The sequence below is a fragment of the Variovorax sp. GW821-FHT09A10 genome, from assembly GCF_059418385.1.
The window spans coordinates 748,716-767,376 of sequence record NZ_JBWKPT010000002.1 but is presented as its reverse complement, the minus strand read 5'-3'; the positions used below and the strand labels follow the sequence as shown (position 1 = coordinate 767,376).

Below are 18,661 nucleotides of genomic sequence, written 5' to 3'. Positions count from 1 at the left end.
CATTGTGCCTCGCAGCATCGGCACGTCGCACGTGTGAACGTTTGGATACCCCGTGCCAGATGGCGCCCGGGAGGCCTGTTTCAGGCCGTTGGGGGTGAATCCGCCATGCGCGTGCGGGGCGCGCAGGCACGGCGGGCTCGTTCGCACCTTCTCAGTGCAGGTGGCTGGGGCGGGGCGTGCCGCTGCCGGTTTCCGCGGCTTCCAGTGCGGCGAGCCGGTCGAGTTCGGCGCACACGTCGGCCATGCGGCCGGAGATCACGACCCGGTTGGCACAGCCGCGCTGCGAGCCTTGCCGGTCGACCACACGGACCACGCGCAGCGGGCGGGCGGGTGTCGCGGCGGTGGATGGCGATGTGGCCGCCGCCGGGCCGCCGGCGGTGCGTGCCGTGCAGGCCGGGCGAATGGCCACGTAGCGCAGACCGGCGGCAGCGTCGCTGCTGTCACTGCGTGACGGGCGGCGGACAGGCATCCAGCGGGTGGCCAGCGATTGCAGGGGCGACCAGAGGTCGGCGATGGCGAGGAGGGCGATTCCCATGTGAACTCCAAAAAAGTATGAGGTTGAACACAGGCAGGATTTCTTGAATCGGCCGCAACAGGGTGATGGCGACTTCGCGCCATACGCCCGCCACCTGTCGCGGCCGGATGAGGTGCTGCTGCCGTTGGCAGCAGGCCAGGGGCCTACATCAGCATGGTGTTGCGGATGAGGCCGACCGCGAGGCCTTCGATTTCAAAGGGCTCGCCGGGCTGGACGATGATGGTCGGGTAGTCGGGGTTCTCGGCGTGCAGCTCGATCACCTGCTTGTTGCGCTTCAGGCGCTTCACGGTGACTTCTTCGCCGAGGCGTGCCACCACGATCTGGCCGTTGCGCGCTTCCTTGGTGGCCTGCACGGCGAGCAGGTCGCCGTCCATGATGCCGGCGTCGCGCATCGACATGCCGCGTACCTTAAGAAGGTAGTCGGGCTGGCGCTGGAACAACGTGTTCTCGACGTAATAGGTCTGGTCGACGTGCTCTTGCGCGAGGATGGGCGAACCCGCCGCCACACGGCCGATGAGCGGCAGCGCGAGCTGGGCCATGCCGGGCAGCGAGAGCGAGAACTGGTTGCCTTCGCGGTGGCGCGTTTCGTGGAGCGAGCGCAGCGCATCGCCCTTGAGGCGGATGCCGCGCGAGGTGCCGCTGACGAGTTCGATGACGCCCTTGCGGGCCAGGGCCTGCAGGTGCTCTTCGGCGGCGTTGGCCGACTTGAAGCCCAGCTCGTTGGCGATTTCGGCGCGCGTGGGCGGCGCACCGGTGCGTGCGATGGCGGCCTGGATCAGGTCCAGGATCTGCTGCTGGCGGGCGGTAAGCTTCACTGCGAACTGCATAGTGGTTTCCTTGCGGCACTGGCTAGATATCCAGTACCTGTATTTTTAACCAGTTTTCAAAAGTTGACAAGCCATGACTCATTCCTCTTCGTCCGAGACGCGCCGCGTGGTGGTGCTGGGCACCGGCGGCACCATTGCCGGCAAGGCTGTCAGCAGCGGCGACAACATCGGCTACACCGCCGGGCAGGTGGGGGTGGCGGACCTGCTGGGCGGCATCGAGGCACCGGCCGGCGTGGCGCTGGTGGCGGAGCAGGTCGCGCAGCTCGACAGCAAGGACATGGACGCCGACACCTGGCGCCAGCTGGCTGCGCGCTGCGCACACTGGCTGGCGCAACCTGATGTGGCTGGCATCGTGATCACGCACGGCACCGACACGCTGGAAGAGACAGCCTTCTTCTTGCACGCCGTGCTCGCGCCAGACAAGCCGGTGGTGCTGACCTGCGCGATGCGCCCGGCGACGGCGTTGTCGCCCGATGGTCCGCAGAACGTGCGCGATGCGCTCGTGGTGGCTTCGACGCCAGGAGCGCAGGGCGTGACGGTGGTGTGTGCGGGCACGGTCCACAGCGGCCTCGATGTGCAGAAGGTGCACACCTACCGTCTCGACGCCTTCGCGTCGGGCGATGCGGGGCCGGTCGGCTATGTGGAAGAGGGCGAGGTGCGCCGCGTTCGCGCGTGGCCGCAGGGAGCGCCGTTCGATGCTGCGCGGCTGGCGGCCGTGTCGAAGCCGTGGCCCCGCGTCGAGATCGTCATGAGCCACGCGGGCGCGAGCGGTGCGATCGTCGAGGCGTTGCTACTTCCATCGGCTGAGCCCTTGCGCGGACTGGTCGTGGCCGCGACCGGCAATGGCACCGTGCACCACGCACTGGAAGCCGCGGCGCTGAAGGCGCAGGACGGCGGCGTGGCAGTACTGCGTGCCACGCGCTGTGCGAACGGACGCATCCTGCCGAAACCCGGCGACGGGCTGCGGGATGCGGGCGCACTCACGCCGGTGAAGGCGCGGGTCGCGCTGGTGCTGGAACTGTTGGGAGTGGCCGCCCTGCCAGAGTCGGAGGGCGGCTAAGAAGGCTGACGGATCAGCTGTTCAGTGCGGCAAGCGCGCGCTGCGTGATCTCATCGACCGTGCCCACGCCCTGGATGGCGCGGTACTTCGGCGCGGCGGCCGGATCGGCCTTGGCCCAGGCCGAGTAGTAGTCGACCAGCGGACGGGTCTGCTGGCTGTAGACGTCGAGCCGCTTGCGCACGGTCTCTTCCTTGTCGTCTTCGCGCTGGATCAGCTCTTCACCGGTCACGTCGTCCTTGCCTTCCACCTTCGGCGGATTGAACTTGACGTGGTAGGTGCGGCCCGATGCCGGGTGCGAGCGGCGACCGCTCATGCGTTCGATGATGTCGCCGAAGGGCACATCGATCTCGAGCACGTAGTCGAGCTTGACGCCGGCCGCCTTCATGGCGTCGGCTTGAGGAATGGTGCGCGGGAAGCCGTCGAACAGGAAGCCGCCGTTGCAGTCGGGCTGCGCGATGCGTTCCTTCACGAGGTTGATGATCAGGTCGTCGCTGACCAGTGCACCCGAATCCATGATCGTCTTGGCCTGCAGCCCGAGGGGGGTGCCTGCCTTGACGGCGGCGCGCAACATGTCGCCGGTCGAAATTTGGGGAATGCCGTATTTCTGGCAGATGAAGGTCGCTTGCGTGCCTTTGCCTGCCCCGGGCGCGCCCAGCAAAATAAGTCTCATGGTGTCCTCGGAAGGTTCTTAGATTTTGTGTCGCGCCCCATGCGCACCCTCAGGCGCGCCGAGGCGGAATTGCGTCGAGGATAGCATGCGTGCCCGTGACAAATTGCCGCCGTTCCCTCGGGGACGGCGGGCAGTTCACACAGACGAGCTGGCCGCGAAGACCGCGCGCACGCGCGCCAGGTCTTCGGGCGTGTCGATCCCGGGGCCCGGGGCGACATCGCTCACATGCACCGCGATGCGGTGCCCGTGCCACAGCGCGCGCAGCTGTTCGAGTGCTTCGGTGGCTTCGACGGGCGCGGGCGACAGCAACGGAAATTGCCGCACGAAGCCCGCGCGATAGCCGTAGATGCCGATGTGGCGCAGCGGTGCGGGGCTGGGTAGCACCGACGGCGCCGCACCACTCGAAGAGCCGTCGCGCCACCAGGGGATCGGTGCGCGGCTGAAGTACAGCGCATGGCCCTGCGCGTCGAGCACGGCCTTCACGACGTTCGGATTCATGAAGTCGGCCAGCGAGTCGATCGCATGGACAGCGGTGCTCATGGCGGCCTGCGGTCGCGCAGCCAGCGTGGCGGCCACGGCGTCGATCAGCGCGGGGTCGATCAGCGGCTCGTCGCCCTGCACGTTGACGACGATCGCGTCACCGTCGAGCCCGAGCTGTTCGCAGGCTTCGGCCAGCCGGTCGGTGCCGCTGCCGTGGTCCTGGCGGGTCAGCAGGGCTTCGACACCGTGCGCCTTGCAGGCCTCGATGATGGCGGCGTCGTCGCCGGCCACCACCACGCGAAGGGCGCCGGACTGGCGGGCGCGTTGTGCCACGCGCACGACCATCGGCAGGCCGGCGATGTCGGCCAGCGGCTTGTTGGGAAGTCGCGTCGAAGCCAGCCGGGCCGGCACCAGAACGGTGAAGCTCACAGGCCCAGCTCTTCGTCGGACAGCGTGCGGGCCTCGTTCTCGAGCAGCACCGGGATGCCGTCGCGCACCGGGTAGGCCAGGCGCGCACTGCGCGAGCAGAGTTCCTGCTTCTCGGCGTTCCAGGTCAGCGGGCCCTTGGTGACGGGGCAGACGAGCAGTTCAAGCAGCTTGGTATCCATCGAGCGATGATAGCTTTGCGTCGAGGGCGGCGAAGAACGCCGGCGAGGGTTCGAAGTGCAGTGGCACGGCGAGCGCGTCGGGTGCTTGGTGCCAGAGCTTGACGGCGTCTTTTTCCGTGCAGACGAGGGGCAGGGCGGGCCCGGCCGGACGTTGCCATTCAGTGAAATCGTGGTGATCGGGCAGCGCGAGGGTGTTCGCGAGCGTCAGTCCGCGTGCGCGCAGCATCGTGAAGAAGGCTTGCGGCCGCGCGATGGCGGCGAGCGCGATCACGGGCTGACCGGCGAGCGTGTCGAGCGGGATGCGTCGGCCATCCTTCGCGAGGGCGTACGGCGCCAGTTCGCGGGTGGCCGTGTAGCCGCCGCCGAAGGCGGGCCGCTCGCCGCTGTGCAGCAGCAGGTCGCAGCGGCGCGGCCACGGCTCGCGCAAGGGGCCGGCAGGCAGCAGCCAGCCGTTGCCGACGCCGCGGTCATCGAATACGCAGATCTCGATGTCGCGGGCCAGCGCCAAATGCTGCAGGCCGTCGTCGCTGACGATGACCTGGGTGGCCGGGTGCCGCTCGAGCAGGGCGCGTACGGCCTCGATGCGCTGCGGGGCGACGAAGACGGGTGCGCCGGTGGCATGGTGGATCAGCGCGGGCTCGTCGCCGACGTCCTGCGGATCGCTGTCCGGCAGGACTTCACGGCAGTCGTCGGTACGCCGGCCATAGCCGCGCGACACCACGCCCACGCGCAGCCCGCGCGCCTGGAGATGCCGCACGACCGCCATCACGACCGGTGTCTTGCCGGCCCCGCCCGCAATCACATTGCCGACCACGATCACAGGAACCGGCACGCGTCCGGTTTTCTGCCAGCCCCATCGATAGAAGGCACGCCGCAGCGCGAAGAGGGCGCCATAGACCAGCGACAGTGGCCACAGCAGGCAGGCCAGCGCACCGCGGCGCAGCCAGGCATCCTGCAGCCGCGCGCCGGTCGACACTCAGTGACCGGCCTGGGCCGTCGACTGGGCGGCGAAGGTGATCTGCATCAGGCCGGCGCGGCGCGCGGCCTCCATCACCGTCACCACGGCCTGGTGCGGGCTGGCGGCATCGGCGCTGATGATCACGACGCTGTCCTTGCCGCCGGTGGCGGCGGCACCGAGCGCGGCGGTCACGGTGTCGACGCTGCGGTCCGCCAGCGGCGACTTGTTGATCACGTAGCGGCCGTCGGCCGACACCGCCACGATCACCTCTTTCGGGTAGTCGCGCTGGGCGTCGACGTCCGCCGTCGGCAGCCGCAGCTGCATCTCGGTGAACTTGCTGTAGGTGGTCGACAGCATCAGGAAGATCAGCACGACCAGCAGCACGTCGATGAACGGGATCAGGTTGATCTCCGGCTCGTCGCGCGCGCCGTGGCGAAACTGCATGCGGCCGCGCGAGCTCATTTGCGCAGGGCGTTCAGGTGGCGCGCAAAGCGCTCGCCCGAGAGTTCGAGGTTCAGCAGGTACTCGTCGACGCGGCTGCGGAAGTAGCGCCAGAAGATCAGCGTCGGAATCGCCACGATCAGGCCGAAGGCCGTGTTGTACAGGGCGATCGAGATGCCGTGCGCCAGCTGCGCCGGGTTGCCCGAACCGACCGCACCGCTGCCGGGCGACTGCGAGCCGAAGATCTCGATCATGCCGATCACCGTGCCCAGCAGGCCGAGCAACGGCGCGGCCGAGGCGATGGTGGCCAGTGCCGGCAGATAGCGCTCCAGCTTGTGCGCCACGGTGCGGCCGGAGGCCTCCATGGCGGCGCGCAGGTCTTCTTCGGTGCAGCGCGGGTTGGCGTTCAGCGCGCGCAGGCCGGCGGCCAGCACCTGGCCGAGCATCGAGTTGCTTTCCAGTTTGGTCACGACATCCGGGCCGGGAACCGCGCCGCGCGACACGGTGATGGTCTCGTCCAGCAGCTTCGGCGGCAGGACCTTGACGGTCTTGAGGCTGGTGAAACGTTCAATGACCAGCGCGAGTGCGATGACCGAACAGGCGAGCAATGGCCAGATTGGCCAGCCCGCGGCAACAATGATGGAAAACAAGAAAATCCTCCGGCCCGTAGACTGCAAATGCGCGGCGATTATCCACCGAGCCACCATCGGCTCGCGGCTTGTTTGCGTGTCGGCAAGGACGCACAGATTCTGTGGATAACTTTGTGATTAACCCATCGCGCAATGTCTCCGAACCCGCATGGGGCGGGCTTTCCGTTAGATCGATTGAATTTTGAGCAGCACTTTTTTTAATGAAATCAACAGCTTGCACGAGAACTCGTGCATCTGTTCCACCATACCCCTCCAAAGTGGGGGGCGCAGCGCCCGTTGTGGAAGAGTGGCGGTCGGTGGCGGAGGGGCGCGATGAGCTTCAGGGAGCCGAATGCAGCGCCCGGGCCGCGCGTGTGGGCCGTGGGCGCGCTGTGCCGCGCGGTGGCCGATGCGCTCGACGCGCGTTTCAACCCGGTCTCGGTGCGCGGAGAAATTTCGGGTTTCTCGCGTGCGTCGAGCGGTCATTGCTATTTCTCGCTCAAGGACGAATCCGGCCAGCTGCGCTGCGCGATGTTCCGCCGAGCGGCCGGCCTGCTCGACTTCACACCGCGTGACGGCGACCAGGTCGAGGTGCGTGGTCGGCTGGCGGTGTACGAGCCGCGCGGCGACCTGCAATTGGTGGTCGAAAGCCTGCGGCGCGCGGGGCAGGGCGCGCTGTTCGAGCAGTTCCTGCAGCGCAAGGCGCGCCTCGAAGCCGAGGGCTTGTTCGATCCGGCGCGCAAGCGGGCGCTGCCGTCCATGCCGCGTGCAGTGGGCGTCGTCACCTCGCTGGGCGCCGCGGCGCTGCATGACGTCGTCACCGCGCTGCGGCGGCGCGTCCCACATATTCCCGTGGTGCTGGCGCCGGCGGCAGTGCAGGGCGCCAGCGCGCCGGGCGAGCTGGTGCGCGCCTTGCAGTCGCTCTACTCGCTGGAGCCGGCCGTCGACGTGATCCTGCTGGTGCGCGGCGGTGGCTCGATCGAGGACCTCTGGGCCTTCAACGACGAAACGCTGGCGCGCACCATCGTGCAGAGTCCCGTGCCTGTGATCAGCGGCGTGGGGCACGAAACCGATTTCACGATTGCCGACTTCTGCGCCGACCTGCGCGCGCCGACGCCGACGGCCGCCGCCGAACTCGTCAGCGCGCCGCGCGACCTGTGGCTCAGCGCGCTCGATCTGCTCGATGAGCGGCTCGGCGATGCGCTGGGCGGACGGCTCGACGTGCTCGGCCAACGGCTGGACCAGGCGGCGGCGCGGCTGGGCCGCCCATCGAGCCTGGTCGCACGCCAGCAGTTGCGGCTGGCGCATCACGCACAGCGGCTTCACTACGCAGTGCTGTCGCGCCGGGAACGTCTGGGGCAGGTGCCGCAAGCCATCGGCAACGATTTCTCGTCGAAGTTCACGCGCGCGCTGACGCAGCGGCGTGAGCGGCTCGAGCGCGTGGCTCTGCGCCTGCGGCTGCTCGACCCGGCCCTGGTGCTGCAGCGTGGCTACGCCCTGCTGACTGACGGCGAGGGCCGAGCAGTCATCAGCGCAGGCAGCCTGCAGGCCGGCGATGCCGTGGTCGCGCGCCTTTCGGATGGCTCGGTCGACCTGACCGTGACGCCCGGCGGTGCGACGGGAACACGTCCGACGCCGCCCCCCTGATTACTTCCTAGAATCCTTCATTCCCCACAACCAACCCACGAGAAAAAACCATGGAACATGTGCTCCCACCCCTGCCGTACGCCATCGACGCACTGGCCCCCGAGTATTCGAAGGAAACGCTCGAGTACCACCACGGCAAGCACCACAACGCCTACGTGGTGAACCTGAACAACCTGCAAAAGGGCACCGAGTTCGAAGCGATGACGCTCGAAGAGATCGTCAAGAAGTCCAGCGGCGGCATCTACAACAACGCCGCGCAGATCTGGAACCACACCTTCTTCTGGAACTGCATGAAGCCCCAGGGCGGCGGTGCACCCACCGGCGCGCTGGCCAAGGCCATCGACGCCAAGTGGGGCAGCTACGACGCCTTCAAGGAAGCTTTCGTGAAGTCGGCCGTGGGCAACTTCGGCTCGGGCTGGACGTGGCTGGTGAAGAAGGCCGACGGCTCGGTGGACATCGTGAACACCGGCGCCGCCGGCACGCCGCTGACCACCGCCGACACCGCGCTGCTGACCGTGGACGTGTGGGAACACGCGTACTACATCGACTACCGCAACCTGCGCCCGAAGTTCGTCGAGACCTTCCTGGCCAAGCTGGCCAACTGGGACTTCGCTGCGAAGAACTTCGGCTGAAGCCGGGCCCGGCGCTCGCCATGAAAAAAGCCGACCTGCGGGTCGGCTTTTTTACGGGCGCTGATTTCAGCGTTTGGCGGCGGAGAACAGCTCTCCGCCGAGCTTGGCACCCTTCTTGATGTTCTTCTTGGCGAACCAGCCCTGGTTCATCTCGAGCACGTAACGCACCGGCTCCTCGGAGCAATGCGAGTTCTCGGTCATCGGCTGCATGTCGACCAGGTTGACGATGCGGCCGTCATCGGCCACGAAGGCGGCGGTCAGCGGCAGCAGCGTGTTGCGCATCCAGAAGCATTGCGTGGCCGGTTGCTCGAACACGAAGATCATGCCTTCGGCCTGCGGCATCGTCTTGCGGAACATCAGGCCGATCTCGCGCTCGCGGGGCGATTGCGCCACCTGCGCATCGATCTTGTAGAGGCCGACCGACAACTGCGTGCGTGCCAGATCGGTTTGGGGTTGCGGTTGGAGTTGCTGCTGCGCGTGGGCCGGCGCCAGGAAGGACGCGGACACCAGAAGCAGCGCGGCGAGACGCTGAAACATCGGATGACTCTTTCGGGGGCGGGACGCATGAGGGTCGGCCCGTGACCAATAAAAATGCCCGCTGAAGCGGGCATTGCCGGGAGCTCGAAAGCTTACACCTTCTTGGCGGCGGCGTGGGCCTTGGAGACGTGGCGCACCTTGTGCTTCTTGACCGTGTGCTTGGCCTTGGCCTTGTGGACGGCGGGAGCGGCCGACGCTGCGGGAGCGGGTTCGGCGGCTTGAGCGAATGCACCGGCTGCGAAGAGGCCGGCGACCAGGGCTGCGATCAGCTTGTTCATGAGAAATCCTTTGAGATTGTTGATTTGGATCACCTCCCTGCGGAAGGTCTCCATTCAACGGGCCTCCGAGACCCCGGTTGACAGTGGCTGAACAAAACTTCAAACGAAAAAAAGCGCTCCGTAGAGCGCTTCTTTTGGGGGGCAGACCGGCTTACTTGGCGCCGGGCATGTCAGGCGTGCCGCCTTGGGTGGCCTTGCGCTTCACGCTGCCGTCCTTGTTGCGACGACGATCGTCGCGGGTCTTGGCGCGCTTTTCGCCAGCAACGCCAGCCTTGTCAGCGCCGAATGCGCCGCCTTCGGGCGTCTTGGTGATGTCGCCAGCAGCGGGAGCCACTTGGCCAGCGGGCTTGGCTTCCTTCTTGGCTTCAGCGCGAGCTTGCGGCTTGCTGTTGGTCGCGTTGCCTTGTTCGGGCGTGGTGCCGGCCGGGTTCTGGGCGTACGCGCCAGCGGCGAACAGGCCAGCGATCATGACTGCGAGAAGTTTGCTCATTGATGATTCCTCTATCGAGAATTGGTTGGAAACGCCTCCCGGCGAGCAGAAGGTCAGCCAGTAACGGGCGCTATCGCCCTACGGTTGACAATTGCTCGCTGATGGGTTGCGTCTAAAATGTACAGCGATTTGTTAGCTCGCTGTACAGCGATTCTCCCTCGCTGTCTGTATTCGCAGACAGTCGTTCGAATTACGTCACTCCCGGAGTCAAGTCCCCTCATGTCCAGCTATCAGCACATCAAAGTCCCGACCGAAGGCCAGAAGATCACGGTCAACGCTGACAATTCGCTCAATGTGCCCGATCAGCCCATCATTCCGTTCATCGAAGGCGACGGCACCGGGCTGGACATCACGCCGGTGATGCTCAAGGTGGTGGACGCTGCCGTGGCCAAGGCCTACGGCGGCAAGAAGAAGATCCACTGGATGGAGGTCTACGCGGGCGAGAAATCGACCAAGGTCTACGGCCCCGATGTCTGGCTCCCCGAGGAAACCCTGCACGCGGTGCGTGACTATGTGGTGTCCATCAAGGGCCCGCTGACCACGCCCGTCGGCGGCGGCATCCGCTCGCTGAACGTGGCACTGCGCCAGGAGCTCGACCTGTACGTCTGCCTGCGACCCATCCAGTATTTCGAGGGCGTGCCCAGCCCGGTGCGCGAGCCGCACAAGACCAACATGGTCATCTTCCGCGAGAACTCGGAGGACATCTACGCCGGCATCGAGTTCGAAGCCGAGAGCGAGAAGGCCAAGAAGCTCATCAAGTTCCTGCAGGACGAGATGGGCGTCAAGAAGATCCGCTTCCCGAACACCTCGGGCATCGGCGTCAAGCCTGTCTCGCGCGAAGGCACCGAGCGCTTGGTGCGCAAGGCCTTCCAGTACGCCATCGACAACGACAAGCCGAGCGTGACCCTGGTCCACAAGGGCAACATCATGAAGTTCACCGAAGGTGGATTCCGTGACTGGGGCTACAACCTGGCCGCCAAGGAGTTCGGCGCTGAGCTGATCGACGGCGGCCCGTGGATGAAGTTCAAGAACCCCCGAACGGGCAAGGAAATCACCGTCAAGGACAGCATCGCCGACGCGTTCCTGCAGCAGATCCTGCTGCGTCCCGCCGAGTACAGCGTGATCGCCACGCTGAACCTCAACGGCGACTACGTGTCCGACGCGCTGGCTGCGCAGGTCGGCGGCATCGGCATTGCCCCGGGCGCGAACCTGAGCGACACCGTTGCCATGTTCGAAGCGACTCATGGCACGGCACCCAAGTACGCGGGTAAGGACTATGTGAACCCGGGTTCCGAAATCCTGTCCGCCGAAATGATGCTGCGTCACATGGGCTGGACCGAAGCAGCTGACCTGATCATCAGCTCGATGGAAAAGTCGATCGCCAGCAAGAAGGTCACCTACGACTTCGCGCGCCTGATGGACGGCGCGACGCAAGTGAGCTGTTCTGGTTTTGGTCAGGTCATGATCGACAACATGTAATTGCAATCGCTGACGCTGAGAAACGTCAGATGCCGATCAAGCCCTCGAGCTTCCGAAAGGACTCGAGGGTTTTTTCTTGCCTGCGACGGCTTCAATATCGTTATTGAATTATTTCCTTTGTATTCCGAACGTAAGGAGCGACGGGCAAACATCACAGATCAATGGGCTCCATCGTTCGTTTAACCATTGGTAGAAACTGTGCTGTGTTTGCCTTGCAGCGAGCCGCCAGAATCGCGCCCATTCCAAGAAGCATAGGGGGCGCGAAGTGGGGGAAAAGAACGCAGAAATCTGCTCGACGACATCGAGCGTTGCAGATGATTCGGTCGAGCAAGGCGTGCACACTGCACGACAGATCGCGCAATGACGATCTCTCGGCGCGCGCTGTTCGGCAAGCTCAATGTCACCTTGTTTCGCGGCATCGAGTCCGCCACCGCATTTGCCAAGCTGCGTGGCAATCCGTACGTTGAGCTGACGCACTGGATTCACCAGCTCTGGCAGCTCAACGACAGCGATCTGCATCGGATCTGCCGACACTACCAGATCGACTCGCAAGCCATCGAGAAAGACTTTGCATCGGCGTTGTCCAGCCTGCCATCCGGTGCAACGTCACTGACCGATTTTTCCAGCCACATCGAAGCTGCCATCGAGCGCGCGTGGGTGCTGTCCAGCCTCGAGTTCGGCGCGCATTGCGTGCGCGGTGCCTGGCTGCTTGCCGCGCTGCTTCAGACGCCGGAACTGCGGCGCGTGCTTCTTGGTATCTCGCCTGCATTCCAGCGAATCCCTGCGGATCAATTGACGGAGGCCGTCAGCGCAATCGTGACTGACTCTCCCGAAGCGCAGGAAGGACCGCACGATGGCTCCGGTCTGCCGTCGGCGCTGCCTGGCGAGGCCAGCGGGGCGCTCGCGGATGCGACGTCGGACGGCAAGTCGGCATTGCGACGCTACTGCACGGATCTGACCGAGCGCGCATCTCAAGGGCAGATCGACCCTGTCATCGGGCGCGGACACGAGATCCGCACGATGGTTGACATTCTGCTTCGCCGTCGTCAAAACAATCCCTTGCTCACGGGCGATGCGGGCGTCGGCAAGACGGCGGTTGTCGAAGGGTTGGCACTGGCCATCGCCCAAGGCGAAGTTCCTCCCGATCTGAAGAACTGCCGACTCTGGAGTCTCGATGTCGGAGCGCTGCTGGCCGGCGCGAGCATGCGGGGGGAATTCGAGTCGCGCCTCAAGGCATTGCTGGAAGAGGCGGGCAAGTCGGTGCAGCCCGTCATCCTCTTCATTGATGAGGTGCACACCTTGGTCGGCGCGGGAGGGCAGTCGGGAACCGGCGATGCCGCCAACTTGCTCAAGCCTGCGCTGGCACGAGGAACGTTGCGCACGATCGGTGCCACCACCTGGAGCGAATACAAGCGCCACATCGAGAAGGACCCCGCACTGACGCGGCGCTTTCAGACGCTTCAGGTCGCAGAGCCCGACGAAGTTTCCGCGATCGAGATGGTGCGCGGCCTTGTCGCCACCTTCGCCGAGCACCACGGCGTGCTCGTGCTCGATGAAGCTGTGCGTGCCGCTGTGACCCTGTCGCATCGCTATATCCCGGCACGTCAGCTGCCTGATAAGGCCATCAGTCTGCTGGACACTGCATGCGCGCGTGTCGCCATGTCGCTTCATGCGCCGCCGCCTGAAGTCGCGCAATGGCGGCACCGCATCACAGCGCTTGAGGTCGAACTTGAGCTGCTTGTCCAAGAGGGCGTTGTTATTCACGGCAGCGAGGAAAGAGTGCTGCGCCTTGATGCCGCCAGAACGCAACTCGACGCCGCGCAGCGCACGTTGTCCCAGCACGAGGCGCGATGGCAAGAAGAGCTTGCACTGGTTCGCACGATTCATGGATTGAGAACAAAGAAGAGGGAGGAGGCGGGAGGGCCGAGCTGCGCCGAGGGGGATGCACCCTCGGCGCAGCTGGTGACCCTGGAGCGAGAGCTTGTCGCACACCAGAAGGAGCTGCCTCTGATTTTTCCCCAGGTCGAGGAGGCCGTGGTTGCGAGCATCGTGGCCGACTGGACGGGAATTCCCGTGGGGCGAATGGTGACGGACGAAGTTGCGGCTGTCGTCGCACTTCAATCCAGGCTGGAGGCCCGCGTGATCGGCCAGGGGGCCGCGCTCGCAGCGATTGCGGAGCGCATGCAGACTGCACGGGCGCGCCTGACGGATCCGAACAAGCCTGTGGGCGTATTCCTGCTGGCCGGTCCTTCGGGCGTGGGCAAGACAGAAACTGCGTTGGCGTTGGCCGAGGCCATGTATGGGGGTGAGCAGAACCTCATCACCATCAACATGAGTGAGTTTCAGGAGTCGCACACGGTCTCGACCTTGAAAGGGGCGCCCCCGGGTTATGTCGGCTACGGTGAAGGTGGTGTGCTCACGGAGGCCGTGCGCCGCAAGCCCTACAGCACGATCCTGCTCGACGAAGTGGAAAAAGCCCACCCGGATGTGCACGAAATCTTCTATCAGGTGTTCGACAAAGGGTGGATGGAGGACGGAGAAGGGCGTCGCATCGACTTCAGGAACACCACGATCCTGTTGACGAGCAACACCGGCGCGGAACTCATTACCGCTCTTTGCGAAGACCCCCTGCTGGTGCCTGAAATTGACGTCTTGCGTGACGCGCTCCAGCCGTCGCTGCGAACAGTTTTTTCTGCAGCTTTCCTCGGTCGGTTGACCGTGGTGCCCTACCTGCCTTTGGCCCCGAGCGCCCTGCGTGACATCGTGAGCTCGCATCTGAATCGTGTGGTCGAACGCATGCGTGTGCAGCACGACATTGCATTGGACTACACACCAGCGCTGCTCGCCGAGATCGTCGGCCAATGCGGCGCCTATGAAACGGGTGCTCGTCGTCTGATCGGTTTCATCGAACAGCGAATCCTGCCGATTCTTTCCCGGCAATGGCTGGATGCGCTTCAAGCGCGGCGAAAGATCAAGTGCATGTCCCCGCGCGGCGATGCCCAGTACGGGCAGTTCGTCGGAACGCCCGACGCACCCAACTGGGCCGAGATCGAACGGGACTGCCGCCGGCTGCTGTTGCGGACCCGGGACATCAATCTCTTTGTCTGGCTGTGCCGCGCACGCACCCGGCTGGCGCAGGCGGCAGGGCTTGCGCAGTCGTTGGTGCTGCTGGTCGAGGCGCTGCGGACCTGGCCTGAAGCGGTGCACCCCCAGTTGGTGATCGAAGGCGAGCGCGACCCGGCCGTGCGTGCCAATGCGCTCGCTGCACTGGCCGATCCGGAGGGCCTGTTGAGCGATGTGCGAGAAGTCGTCATTGCCGCCAACGCCGCGCGGCACCTGACGGTGCGTGAAGTCGAGCGCGCCTTCGCAATGCCCCGGGCGCTGGACGCAGCCAGTCCGGAGGCCATGGCCCAGCAGTTGGCAGACCTGGCGGCCGCCGCTTCGGGCAACGACCAGGCGCCGCTGCGCCTGTTGGCGCAAGCGGCTGAAGCGGCGGCGCAGATCGTCGCCTGGGCCGGCCAGCACCTGGGGCCGGACGCGCCTCCGCTGCATGCGCTGGTGCGGTTGCTGGCCCCGTTCCAGCGAACCGGATCGTCGGTGCCGCCTGCCGTGGCCGCAACAAGACCTGACCCGCTTCCGTCGTGGCCGGCAAGCACGCCAGCCGGTGAGGGCCTGGATACACGCGACGACATCCTGCGTGGCATTCGCAAGGCCCGCCGATGGTTCGAGAACCACGAACCGAGCAGTCCTGTCGCCGTGTTGCTCAAGCAGGCCGAACGCATGACCGGCTTGCGGTTCTCCCAGGTGGCCGATGCCATTCCACTCGACTTGCTGCGCAAATGGGATGCCGACGAGGAGGCTTCGCTGTGACGCTGATCCAGGCCAATTTCCTTGTCGTCTGCTTCGCGGTCGGTGCCGCGGGCGCCTTGCTGGGCCTCTGGGCGTTCTCGCACAAGCTCGGCAGGCAACTCGACGCGCAGCGCCGTGCCTGGGATGCGGAGCGCGAGCAGACGCGGCAGGCGATCCGCGCCGATTTGGCGCTGCTCGGGCAGCAACAAGCCATGCACCAGGAAGCGCAACGCTTGGCACTGGCGCACTGGCAGGCAGAGCAGGACGCGCGACGGCGGGCCGAATGGCGGGCGTTGTCGCCAGCGCCCCCCACCTTGCCGGGCAGAAGAGGAGGGCCGGTTGTGTCGCCCGCTGCACCTTCACCCCCGCAGCGGCCGAGAGCATCGCCACCAGCACCCGCCTTGCACGAGGATTCGAAGCCGCAAACCGCGCCGGTCTCGTTCGCGCTGCCCGCCGCTGCTCACCGGGAGGCAGAGTCGGCACCCGAGCGCGAACTCACCGATGAAGAAATCGACGCCTTGCCGCCCGACTTGCCGGTTCCGACCCGGGTGCCGGGCCGGAAATTGCTGGCGCCCAAAGGCCCCGTGCTGCGCAATCTGTAAAAAAGACCGGCAATCTGCCGGTTTTTTTACGTCTGTCTTCGTGCTGTCGTACCCGACGCATGCCTCTTGATTTGTCGAATAGGCGTCACCAAGTCTGTTGGCGTCGGCACGGTGCTTGCACGCTCTATAGAATCTTTTTCATGGCAACGAGAATTCCCAAAACTCCCAACACCCCACCGGCGCAGAAACCGGCGGGCGACGACGGAGATTCGGTCGTTCTGGAGCGCCGCCCGCAAAAAACGGCACCGCCCCAGATGTACCAGGTCGTCATGCTGAACGACGACTACACGCCGATGGAGTTCGTGATCGTCGTCCTGCAGGAATATTTCAGCAAGGACCGAGAAACGGCGACCCAGATCATGCTCAAGATCCACCTCGATGGCCGGGGTATTTGTGGGGTTTATTCCCGCGACATGGCGGCCACCAAGGTCAACCAGGTGATGGAGGCCGCGCAGCAGGCAGGGCACCCGCTGCAATGTGTCAGCGAACCGGTCGCGTGAACCAGTTGAATTGCACGCGCTCCAACCCATCTGAGAACTTATTTACAGCAAGGCAAAAGGAAATCACATGATTGCCCAGGAACTGGAAGTCAGCTTGCACATGGCCTTCGTCGAGGCCCGGCAGCAACGCCACGAGTTCATCACCGTGGAACATCTGCTGCTCGCTTTGCTGGACAACCCGAGCGCCGCGGAAGTTCTGCGCGCCTGCTCGGCGAACGTCGACGACCTGCGGGCGTCGCTCACCAACTTCATCAAGGACAACACGCCGCAAGTGGCGGGTACCGATGATGTCGACACCCAGCCCACCCTGGGTTTCCAGCGCGTGATTCAGCGCGCCATCATGCATGTGCAGTCCACCGGCAACGGCAAGAAGGAAGTCACCGGCGCCAACGTGCTGGTCGCGATCTTCGGCGAGAAGGATTCGCACGCCGTGTACTACCTGCACCAGCAGGGCGTCACCCGCCTGGACGTGGTCAATTTCATTGCCCACGGCATCAAGAAGAGCGATCCGCCGGAAGCCGTCAAGGGCAGCGGCGAAGCGCCTCAAGGTGAAGGCGAGGAGGGCGGTGGCGAACGCAACGAGAAGGCCTCGCCGCTCGAGCAGTTCACCCAGAACCTCAACCAGATGGCCAAGGACGGCAAGATCGATCCGCTGATCGGCCGCGAGTACGAGGTCGAGCGCGTCATCCAGATCCTGTGCCGCCGGCGCAAGAACAACCCGCTGCTGGTGGGTGAGGCCGGCGTGGGCAAGACGGCGATTGCCGAGGGCCTCGCGTGGCGCATCACCCAGGGCGACGTGCCGGAAATCCTGGCCGAATCGCAAGTGTTCTCGCTCGACATGGGCGCGCTGCTGGCGGGCACCAAGTACCGCGGCGACTTCGAACAGCGCCTGAAGGGCGTGATCAAGTCGCTCAAGGACAAGCCGAACGCCATCCTGTTCATCGACGAAATCCACACCCTGATCGGTGCGGGCGCAGCCTCGGGCGGCACGCTCGACGCGTCGAATCTGCTCAAGCCGGCGCTCTCCAGCGGCCAGCTCAAGTGCATCGGCGCGACCACCTTCACGGAATACCGCGGCATCTTCGAAAAGGATGCGGCCCTGTCGCGTCGTTTCCAGAAGGTCGACGTGGTCGAGCCGTCGGTGCAGGAAACCGTCGACATCCTCAAGGGCCTGAAGTCGCGCTTCGAGGAACACCATGGCGTGAAGTACGCCGTGGCAGCCTTGCAGGCCGCGGCCGAGCTCAGCGCCAAGTACATCAATGACCGTCACCTGCCTGACAAGGCGATCGACGTCATAGACGAAGCGGGCGCCGCCCAGCGCATCCTGCCGCCGAGCAAGCGCAAGAAGACCATCAGCAAGACCGAGGTCGAGGAAATCGTCGCGAAGATCGCGCGCATTCCCCCGGCCAACGTCAGCAACGACGACCGCAGCAAGCTGCAGACGATCGAGCGCGACCTCAAGAGCGTGGTGTTCGGCCAGGACAAGGCACTCGAAGTGCTGGCCTCCGCGGTCAAGATGGCACGCTCGGGCCTGGGCAAGGGCGACAAGCCGATCGGCTCGTTCCTGTTCTCCGGCCCCACGGGCGTCGGCAAGACCGAAGCGGCGAAGCAGCTGGCCTACATCATGGGCATCGAGCTGATCCGCTTCGACATGTCGGAGTACATGGAGCGTCACGCGGTGAGCCGCCTGATCGGCGCGCCTCCGGGCTACGTCGGTTTCGACCAGGGCGGTCTGCTGACCGAAGCTGTCACGAAGAAGCCGCACGCGGTGCTGCTGCTCGACGAAATCGAGAAGGCGCACCCGGACATCTTCAACGTGCTGCTGCAGGTCATGGACCACGGCACGCTGACGGACAACAACGGGCGCAAGGCCGACTTCCGCAACGTCATCATCATCATGACGACGAACGCGGGTGCCGAGACCATGAACAAGGCGACCATCGGCTTCACGAACGCGCGGCAGGCCGGCGACGAAATGGGCGACATCAAGCGCCTGTTCACGCCTGAATTCCGCAACCGCCTGGACGCCATCGTCAACTTCAAGGCGCTCGACGAACAGGTCATCCTGCGCGTGGTCGACAAGTTCCTGCTGCAACTGGAAACCCAGCTCAGCGAGAAGAAGGTCGAGGTCACCTTCACCGACAAGCTGCGCAAGCACCTGGCGAAGAAGGGCTTCGATCCGCTGATGGGTGCACGTCCGATGCAGCGCCTGATCCAGGACACGATCCGTCGTGCGCTGGCCGACGAGCTGCTGTTCGGTCGCCTGACCGACGGCGGTCGCCTCGAAGTCGACCTCGACGAGAAGGACGAAGTGCTGCTCGACATCCAGCCGATCCCGAAGAAGGAAGGCAAGTCGAAGCCCGAAGCCGAGGAAGCCGCCACGGGCTGATCGAGCCTCCGCAAGGAACGAAGTCAAAGGCCGGTAGCATTCGCTACCGG

Annotated in this window: 19 protein-coding genes and 1 pseudogene; 9 read left to right on the top strand and 11 right to left on the bottom strand. The window is 65.1% G+C overall.

Translation table 11 applies throughout. The annotated features are described in order from the left end of the window. Positions 1–151: 151 nt before the first annotated feature. On the bottom strand, positions 152–535 hold the full coding sequence (locus AC07Q9_RS10360) for a hypothetical protein (protein ID WP_495309224.1): 384 nt from the start codon (positions 533–535) through the stop codon (positions 152–154). Between the two features lie 143 nt (positions 536–678). Next, positions 679–1,362, bottom strand: coding sequence for a transcriptional repressor LexA (gene lexA, locus AC07Q9_RS10355; protein ID WP_056581233.1), 684 nt, complete (start codon positions 1,360–1,362; stop codon positions 679–681). 73 nt (positions 1,363–1,435) lie between these two features. Here lexA and AC07Q9_RS10350 point away from each other — a divergent pair, with 73 nt between their 5' ends. Beyond that, positions 1,436–2,422, top strand: coding sequence for an asparaginase (locus AC07Q9_RS10350; protein WP_495309223.1), 987 nt, complete (start codon positions 1,436–1,438; stop codon positions 2,420–2,422). A gap of 13 nt (positions 2,423–2,435) precedes the next feature. On the opposite strand, the gene adk is transcribed toward AC07Q9_RS10350, so the two are convergent. From adk to AC07Q9_RS10320, 6 genes are all read right to left on the bottom strand, one after another. Beyond that, on the bottom strand, positions 2,436–3,092 hold the full coding sequence (adk, locus tag AC07Q9_RS10345) for an adenylate kinase (protein WP_056581227.1): 657 nt from the start codon (positions 3,090–3,092) through the stop codon (positions 2,436–2,438). Positions 3,093–3,227: 135 nt separating this feature from the next. Further along, positions 3,228–4,001 carry a 3-deoxy-manno-octulosonate cytidylyltransferase gene (gene kdsB / locus AC07Q9_RS10340; protein ID WP_495309222.1) on the bottom strand — a complete coding sequence of 258 codons (774 nt, stop codon included), beginning with the start codon at positions 3,999–4,001 and terminating at the stop codon, positions 3,228–3,230. Then, positions 3,998–4,180: a Trm112 family protein gene (locus AC07Q9_RS10335; RefSeq protein ID WP_013541700.1), complete on the bottom strand. Its 183-nt coding sequence runs from the start codon at positions 4,178–4,180 to the stop codon at positions 3,998–4,000. The genes kdsB and AC07Q9_RS10335 overlap by 4 nt, the downstream gene beginning before the upstream one ends. Then, positions 4,161–5,156 carry a tetraacyldisaccharide 4'-kinase gene (gene lpxK / locus AC07Q9_RS10330; protein WP_495309221.1) on the bottom strand — a complete coding sequence of 332 codons (996 nt, stop codon included), beginning with the start codon at positions 5,154–5,156 and terminating at the stop codon, positions 4,161–4,163. The genes AC07Q9_RS10335 and lpxK overlap by 20 nt, the downstream gene beginning before the upstream one ends. Next, positions 5,157–5,582 carry an ExbD/TolR family protein gene (locus AC07Q9_RS10325; RefSeq protein ID WP_495309972.1) on the bottom strand — a complete coding sequence of 142 codons (426 nt, stop codon included), beginning with the start codon at positions 5,580–5,582 and terminating at the stop codon, positions 5,157–5,159. It abuts the gene before it with no gap. Positions 5,583–5,596: 14 nt separating this feature from the next. Next, on the bottom strand, positions 5,597–6,229 hold the full coding sequence (locus AC07Q9_RS10320; RefSeq protein ID WP_070060550.1) for a MotA/TolQ/ExbB proton channel family protein: 633 nt from the start codon (positions 6,227–6,229) through the stop codon (positions 5,597–5,599). Positions 6,230–6,541: 312 nt separating this feature from the next. On the opposite strand from AC07Q9_RS10320, the gene xseA reads away from it, so the two are divergent. Both xseA and AC07Q9_RS10310 read left to right on the top strand, forming a co-directional pair. Further along, positions 6,542–7,855 (top strand): exodeoxyribonuclease VII large subunit, encoded by a 1,314-nt coding sequence (gene xseA, locus AC07Q9_RS10315; protein WP_489056878.1) that lies wholly within the window; start codon positions 6,542–6,544, stop codon positions 7,853–7,855. 50 nt (positions 7,856–7,905) lie between these two features. Next, positions 7,906–8,487 (top strand): superoxide dismutase, encoded by a 582-nt coding sequence (locus AC07Q9_RS10310; protein WP_095745206.1) that lies wholly within the window; start codon positions 7,906–7,908, stop codon positions 8,485–8,487. 66 nt (positions 8,488–8,553) lie between these two features. Here the strand turns inward: AC07Q9_RS10310 and AC07Q9_RS10305 are convergent, their stop codons facing one another. From AC07Q9_RS10305 to AC07Q9_RS10295, 3 genes are all read right to left on the bottom strand, one after another. Then, on the bottom strand, positions 8,554–9,024 hold the full coding sequence (locus AC07Q9_RS10305; RefSeq protein ID WP_492683781.1) for a DUF192 domain-containing protein: 471 nt from the start codon (positions 9,022–9,024) through the stop codon (positions 8,554–8,556). 92 nt (positions 9,025–9,116) lie between these two features. Further along, positions 9,117–9,302 carry a hypothetical protein gene (locus AC07Q9_RS10300; RefSeq protein WP_495309220.1) on the bottom strand — a complete coding sequence of 62 codons (186 nt, stop codon included), beginning with the start codon at positions 9,300–9,302 and terminating at the stop codon, positions 9,117–9,119. Between the two features lie 151 nt (positions 9,303–9,453). Beyond that, positions 9,454–9,771, bottom strand: coding sequence for a cell envelope biogenesis protein TolA (locus AC07Q9_RS10295; RefSeq protein WP_492683780.1), 318 nt, complete (start codon positions 9,769–9,771; stop codon positions 9,454–9,456). Positions 9,772–10,011: 240 nt separating this feature from the next. Here AC07Q9_RS10295 and icd point away from each other — a divergent pair, with 240 nt between their 5' ends. From icd to clpA, 6 genes and pseudogenes are all read left to right on the top strand, one after another. Next, a complete protein-coding gene (gene icd, locus AC07Q9_RS10290; protein ID WP_489056875.1) occupies positions 10,012–11,271 on the top strand; it encodes an NADP-dependent isocitrate dehydrogenase in 1,260 nt (419 codons plus the stop codon). A gap of 360 nt (positions 11,272–11,631) precedes the next feature. Continuing rightward, a pseudogene (gene tssH / locus AC07Q9_RS10285) lies at positions 11,632–14,244 on the top strand (type VI secretion system ATPase TssH); the annotation flags it as partial. Between the two features lie 6 nt (positions 14,245–14,250). After that, entirely contained in the window at positions 14,251–15,141 is an 891-nt protein-coding gene (locus AC07Q9_RS10280) for a type VI secretion system protein TssA (protein WP_495309969.1), read from the top strand. Further along, on the top strand, positions 15,138–15,722 hold the full coding sequence (locus tag AC07Q9_RS10275; protein ID WP_495309219.1) for a hypothetical protein: 585 nt from the start codon (positions 15,138–15,140) through the stop codon (positions 15,720–15,722). Before AC07Q9_RS10280 ends, AC07Q9_RS10275 begins: the two co-directional genes overlap by 4 nt. Before the next feature lie 140 nt (positions 15,723–15,862). After that, positions 15,863–16,222, top strand: coding sequence for an ATP-dependent Clp protease adapter ClpS (gene clpS / locus AC07Q9_RS10270; RefSeq protein WP_489056870.1), 360 nt, complete (start codon positions 15,863–15,865; stop codon positions 16,220–16,222). Between the two features lie 67 nt (positions 16,223–16,289). Next, the gene (gene clpA, locus AC07Q9_RS10265; protein WP_070060555.1) at positions 16,290–18,611 is read left to right on the top strand and encodes an ATP-dependent Clp protease ATP-binding subunit ClpA; all 2,322 of its coding nucleotides are present in this window, start codon (positions 16,290–16,292) and stop codon (positions 18,609–18,611) included. Positions 18,612–18,661 lie beyond the last annotated feature (50 nt).

Excerpts from the sequence above, each read along its gene's own strand:
- AC07Q9_RS10300 (WP_495309220.1), bottom strand. The coding sequence starts at position 9,302 with ATGAACAAGCTGATCGCAGCCCTGGTCGCCGGCCTCTTCGCAGCCGGT.
- AC07Q9_RS10335 (WP_013541700.1), bottom strand. The coding sequence starts at position 4,180 with ATGGATACCAAGCTGCTTGAACTGCTCGTCTGCCCCGTCACCAAGGGC.
- AC07Q9_RS10295 (WP_492683780.1), bottom strand. The coding sequence starts at position 9,771 with ATGATCGCTGGCCTGTTCGCCGCTGGCGCGTACGCCCAGAACCCGGCC.
- xseA (WP_489056878.1), top strand. The coding sequence starts at position 6,542 with ATGAGCTTCAGGGAGCCGAATGCAGCGCCCGGGCCGCGCGTGTGGGCC.
- AC07Q9_RS10280 (WP_495309969.1), top strand. The coding sequence starts at position 14,251 with ATGTCCCCGCGCGGCGATGCCCAGTACGGGCAGTTCGTCGGAACGCCC.
- AC07Q9_RS10360 (WP_495309224.1), bottom strand. The coding sequence starts at position 535 with ATGGGAATCGCCCTCCTCGCCATCGCCGACCTCTGGTCGCCCCTGCAA.
- AC07Q9_RS10350 (WP_495309223.1), top strand. The coding sequence starts at position 1,436 with ATGACTCATTCCTCTTCGTCCGAGACGCGCCGCGTGGTGGTGCTGGGC.
- AC07Q9_RS10305 (WP_492683781.1), bottom strand. The coding sequence starts at position 9,024 with ATGTTTCAGCGTCTCGCCGCGCTGCTTCTGGTGTCCGCGTCCTTCCTG.
- clpS (WP_489056870.1), top strand. The coding sequence starts at position 15,863 with ATGGCAACGAGAATTCCCAAAACTCCCAACACCCCACCGGCGCAGAAA.
- AC07Q9_RS10325 (WP_495309972.1), bottom strand. The coding sequence starts at position 5,582 with ATGCAGTTTCGCCACGGCGCGCGCGACGAGCCGGAGATCAACCTGATC.
- AC07Q9_RS10310 (WP_095745206.1), top strand. The coding sequence starts at position 7,906 with ATGGAACATGTGCTCCCACCCCTGCCGTACGCCATCGACGCACTGGCC.
- clpA (WP_070060555.1), top strand. The coding sequence starts at position 16,290 with ATGATTGCCCAGGAACTGGAAGTCAGCTTGCACATGGCCTTCGTCGAG.
- lexA (WP_056581233.1), bottom strand. The coding sequence starts at position 1,362 with ATGCAGTTCGCAGTGAAGCTTACCGCCCGCCAGCAGCAGATCCTGGAC.
- adk (WP_056581227.1), bottom strand. The coding sequence starts at position 3,092 with ATGAGACTTATTTTGCTGGGCGCGCCCGGGGCAGGCAAAGGCACGCAA.
- icd (WP_489056875.1), top strand. The coding sequence starts at position 10,012 with ATGTCCAGCTATCAGCACATCAAAGTCCCGACCGAAGGCCAGAAGATC.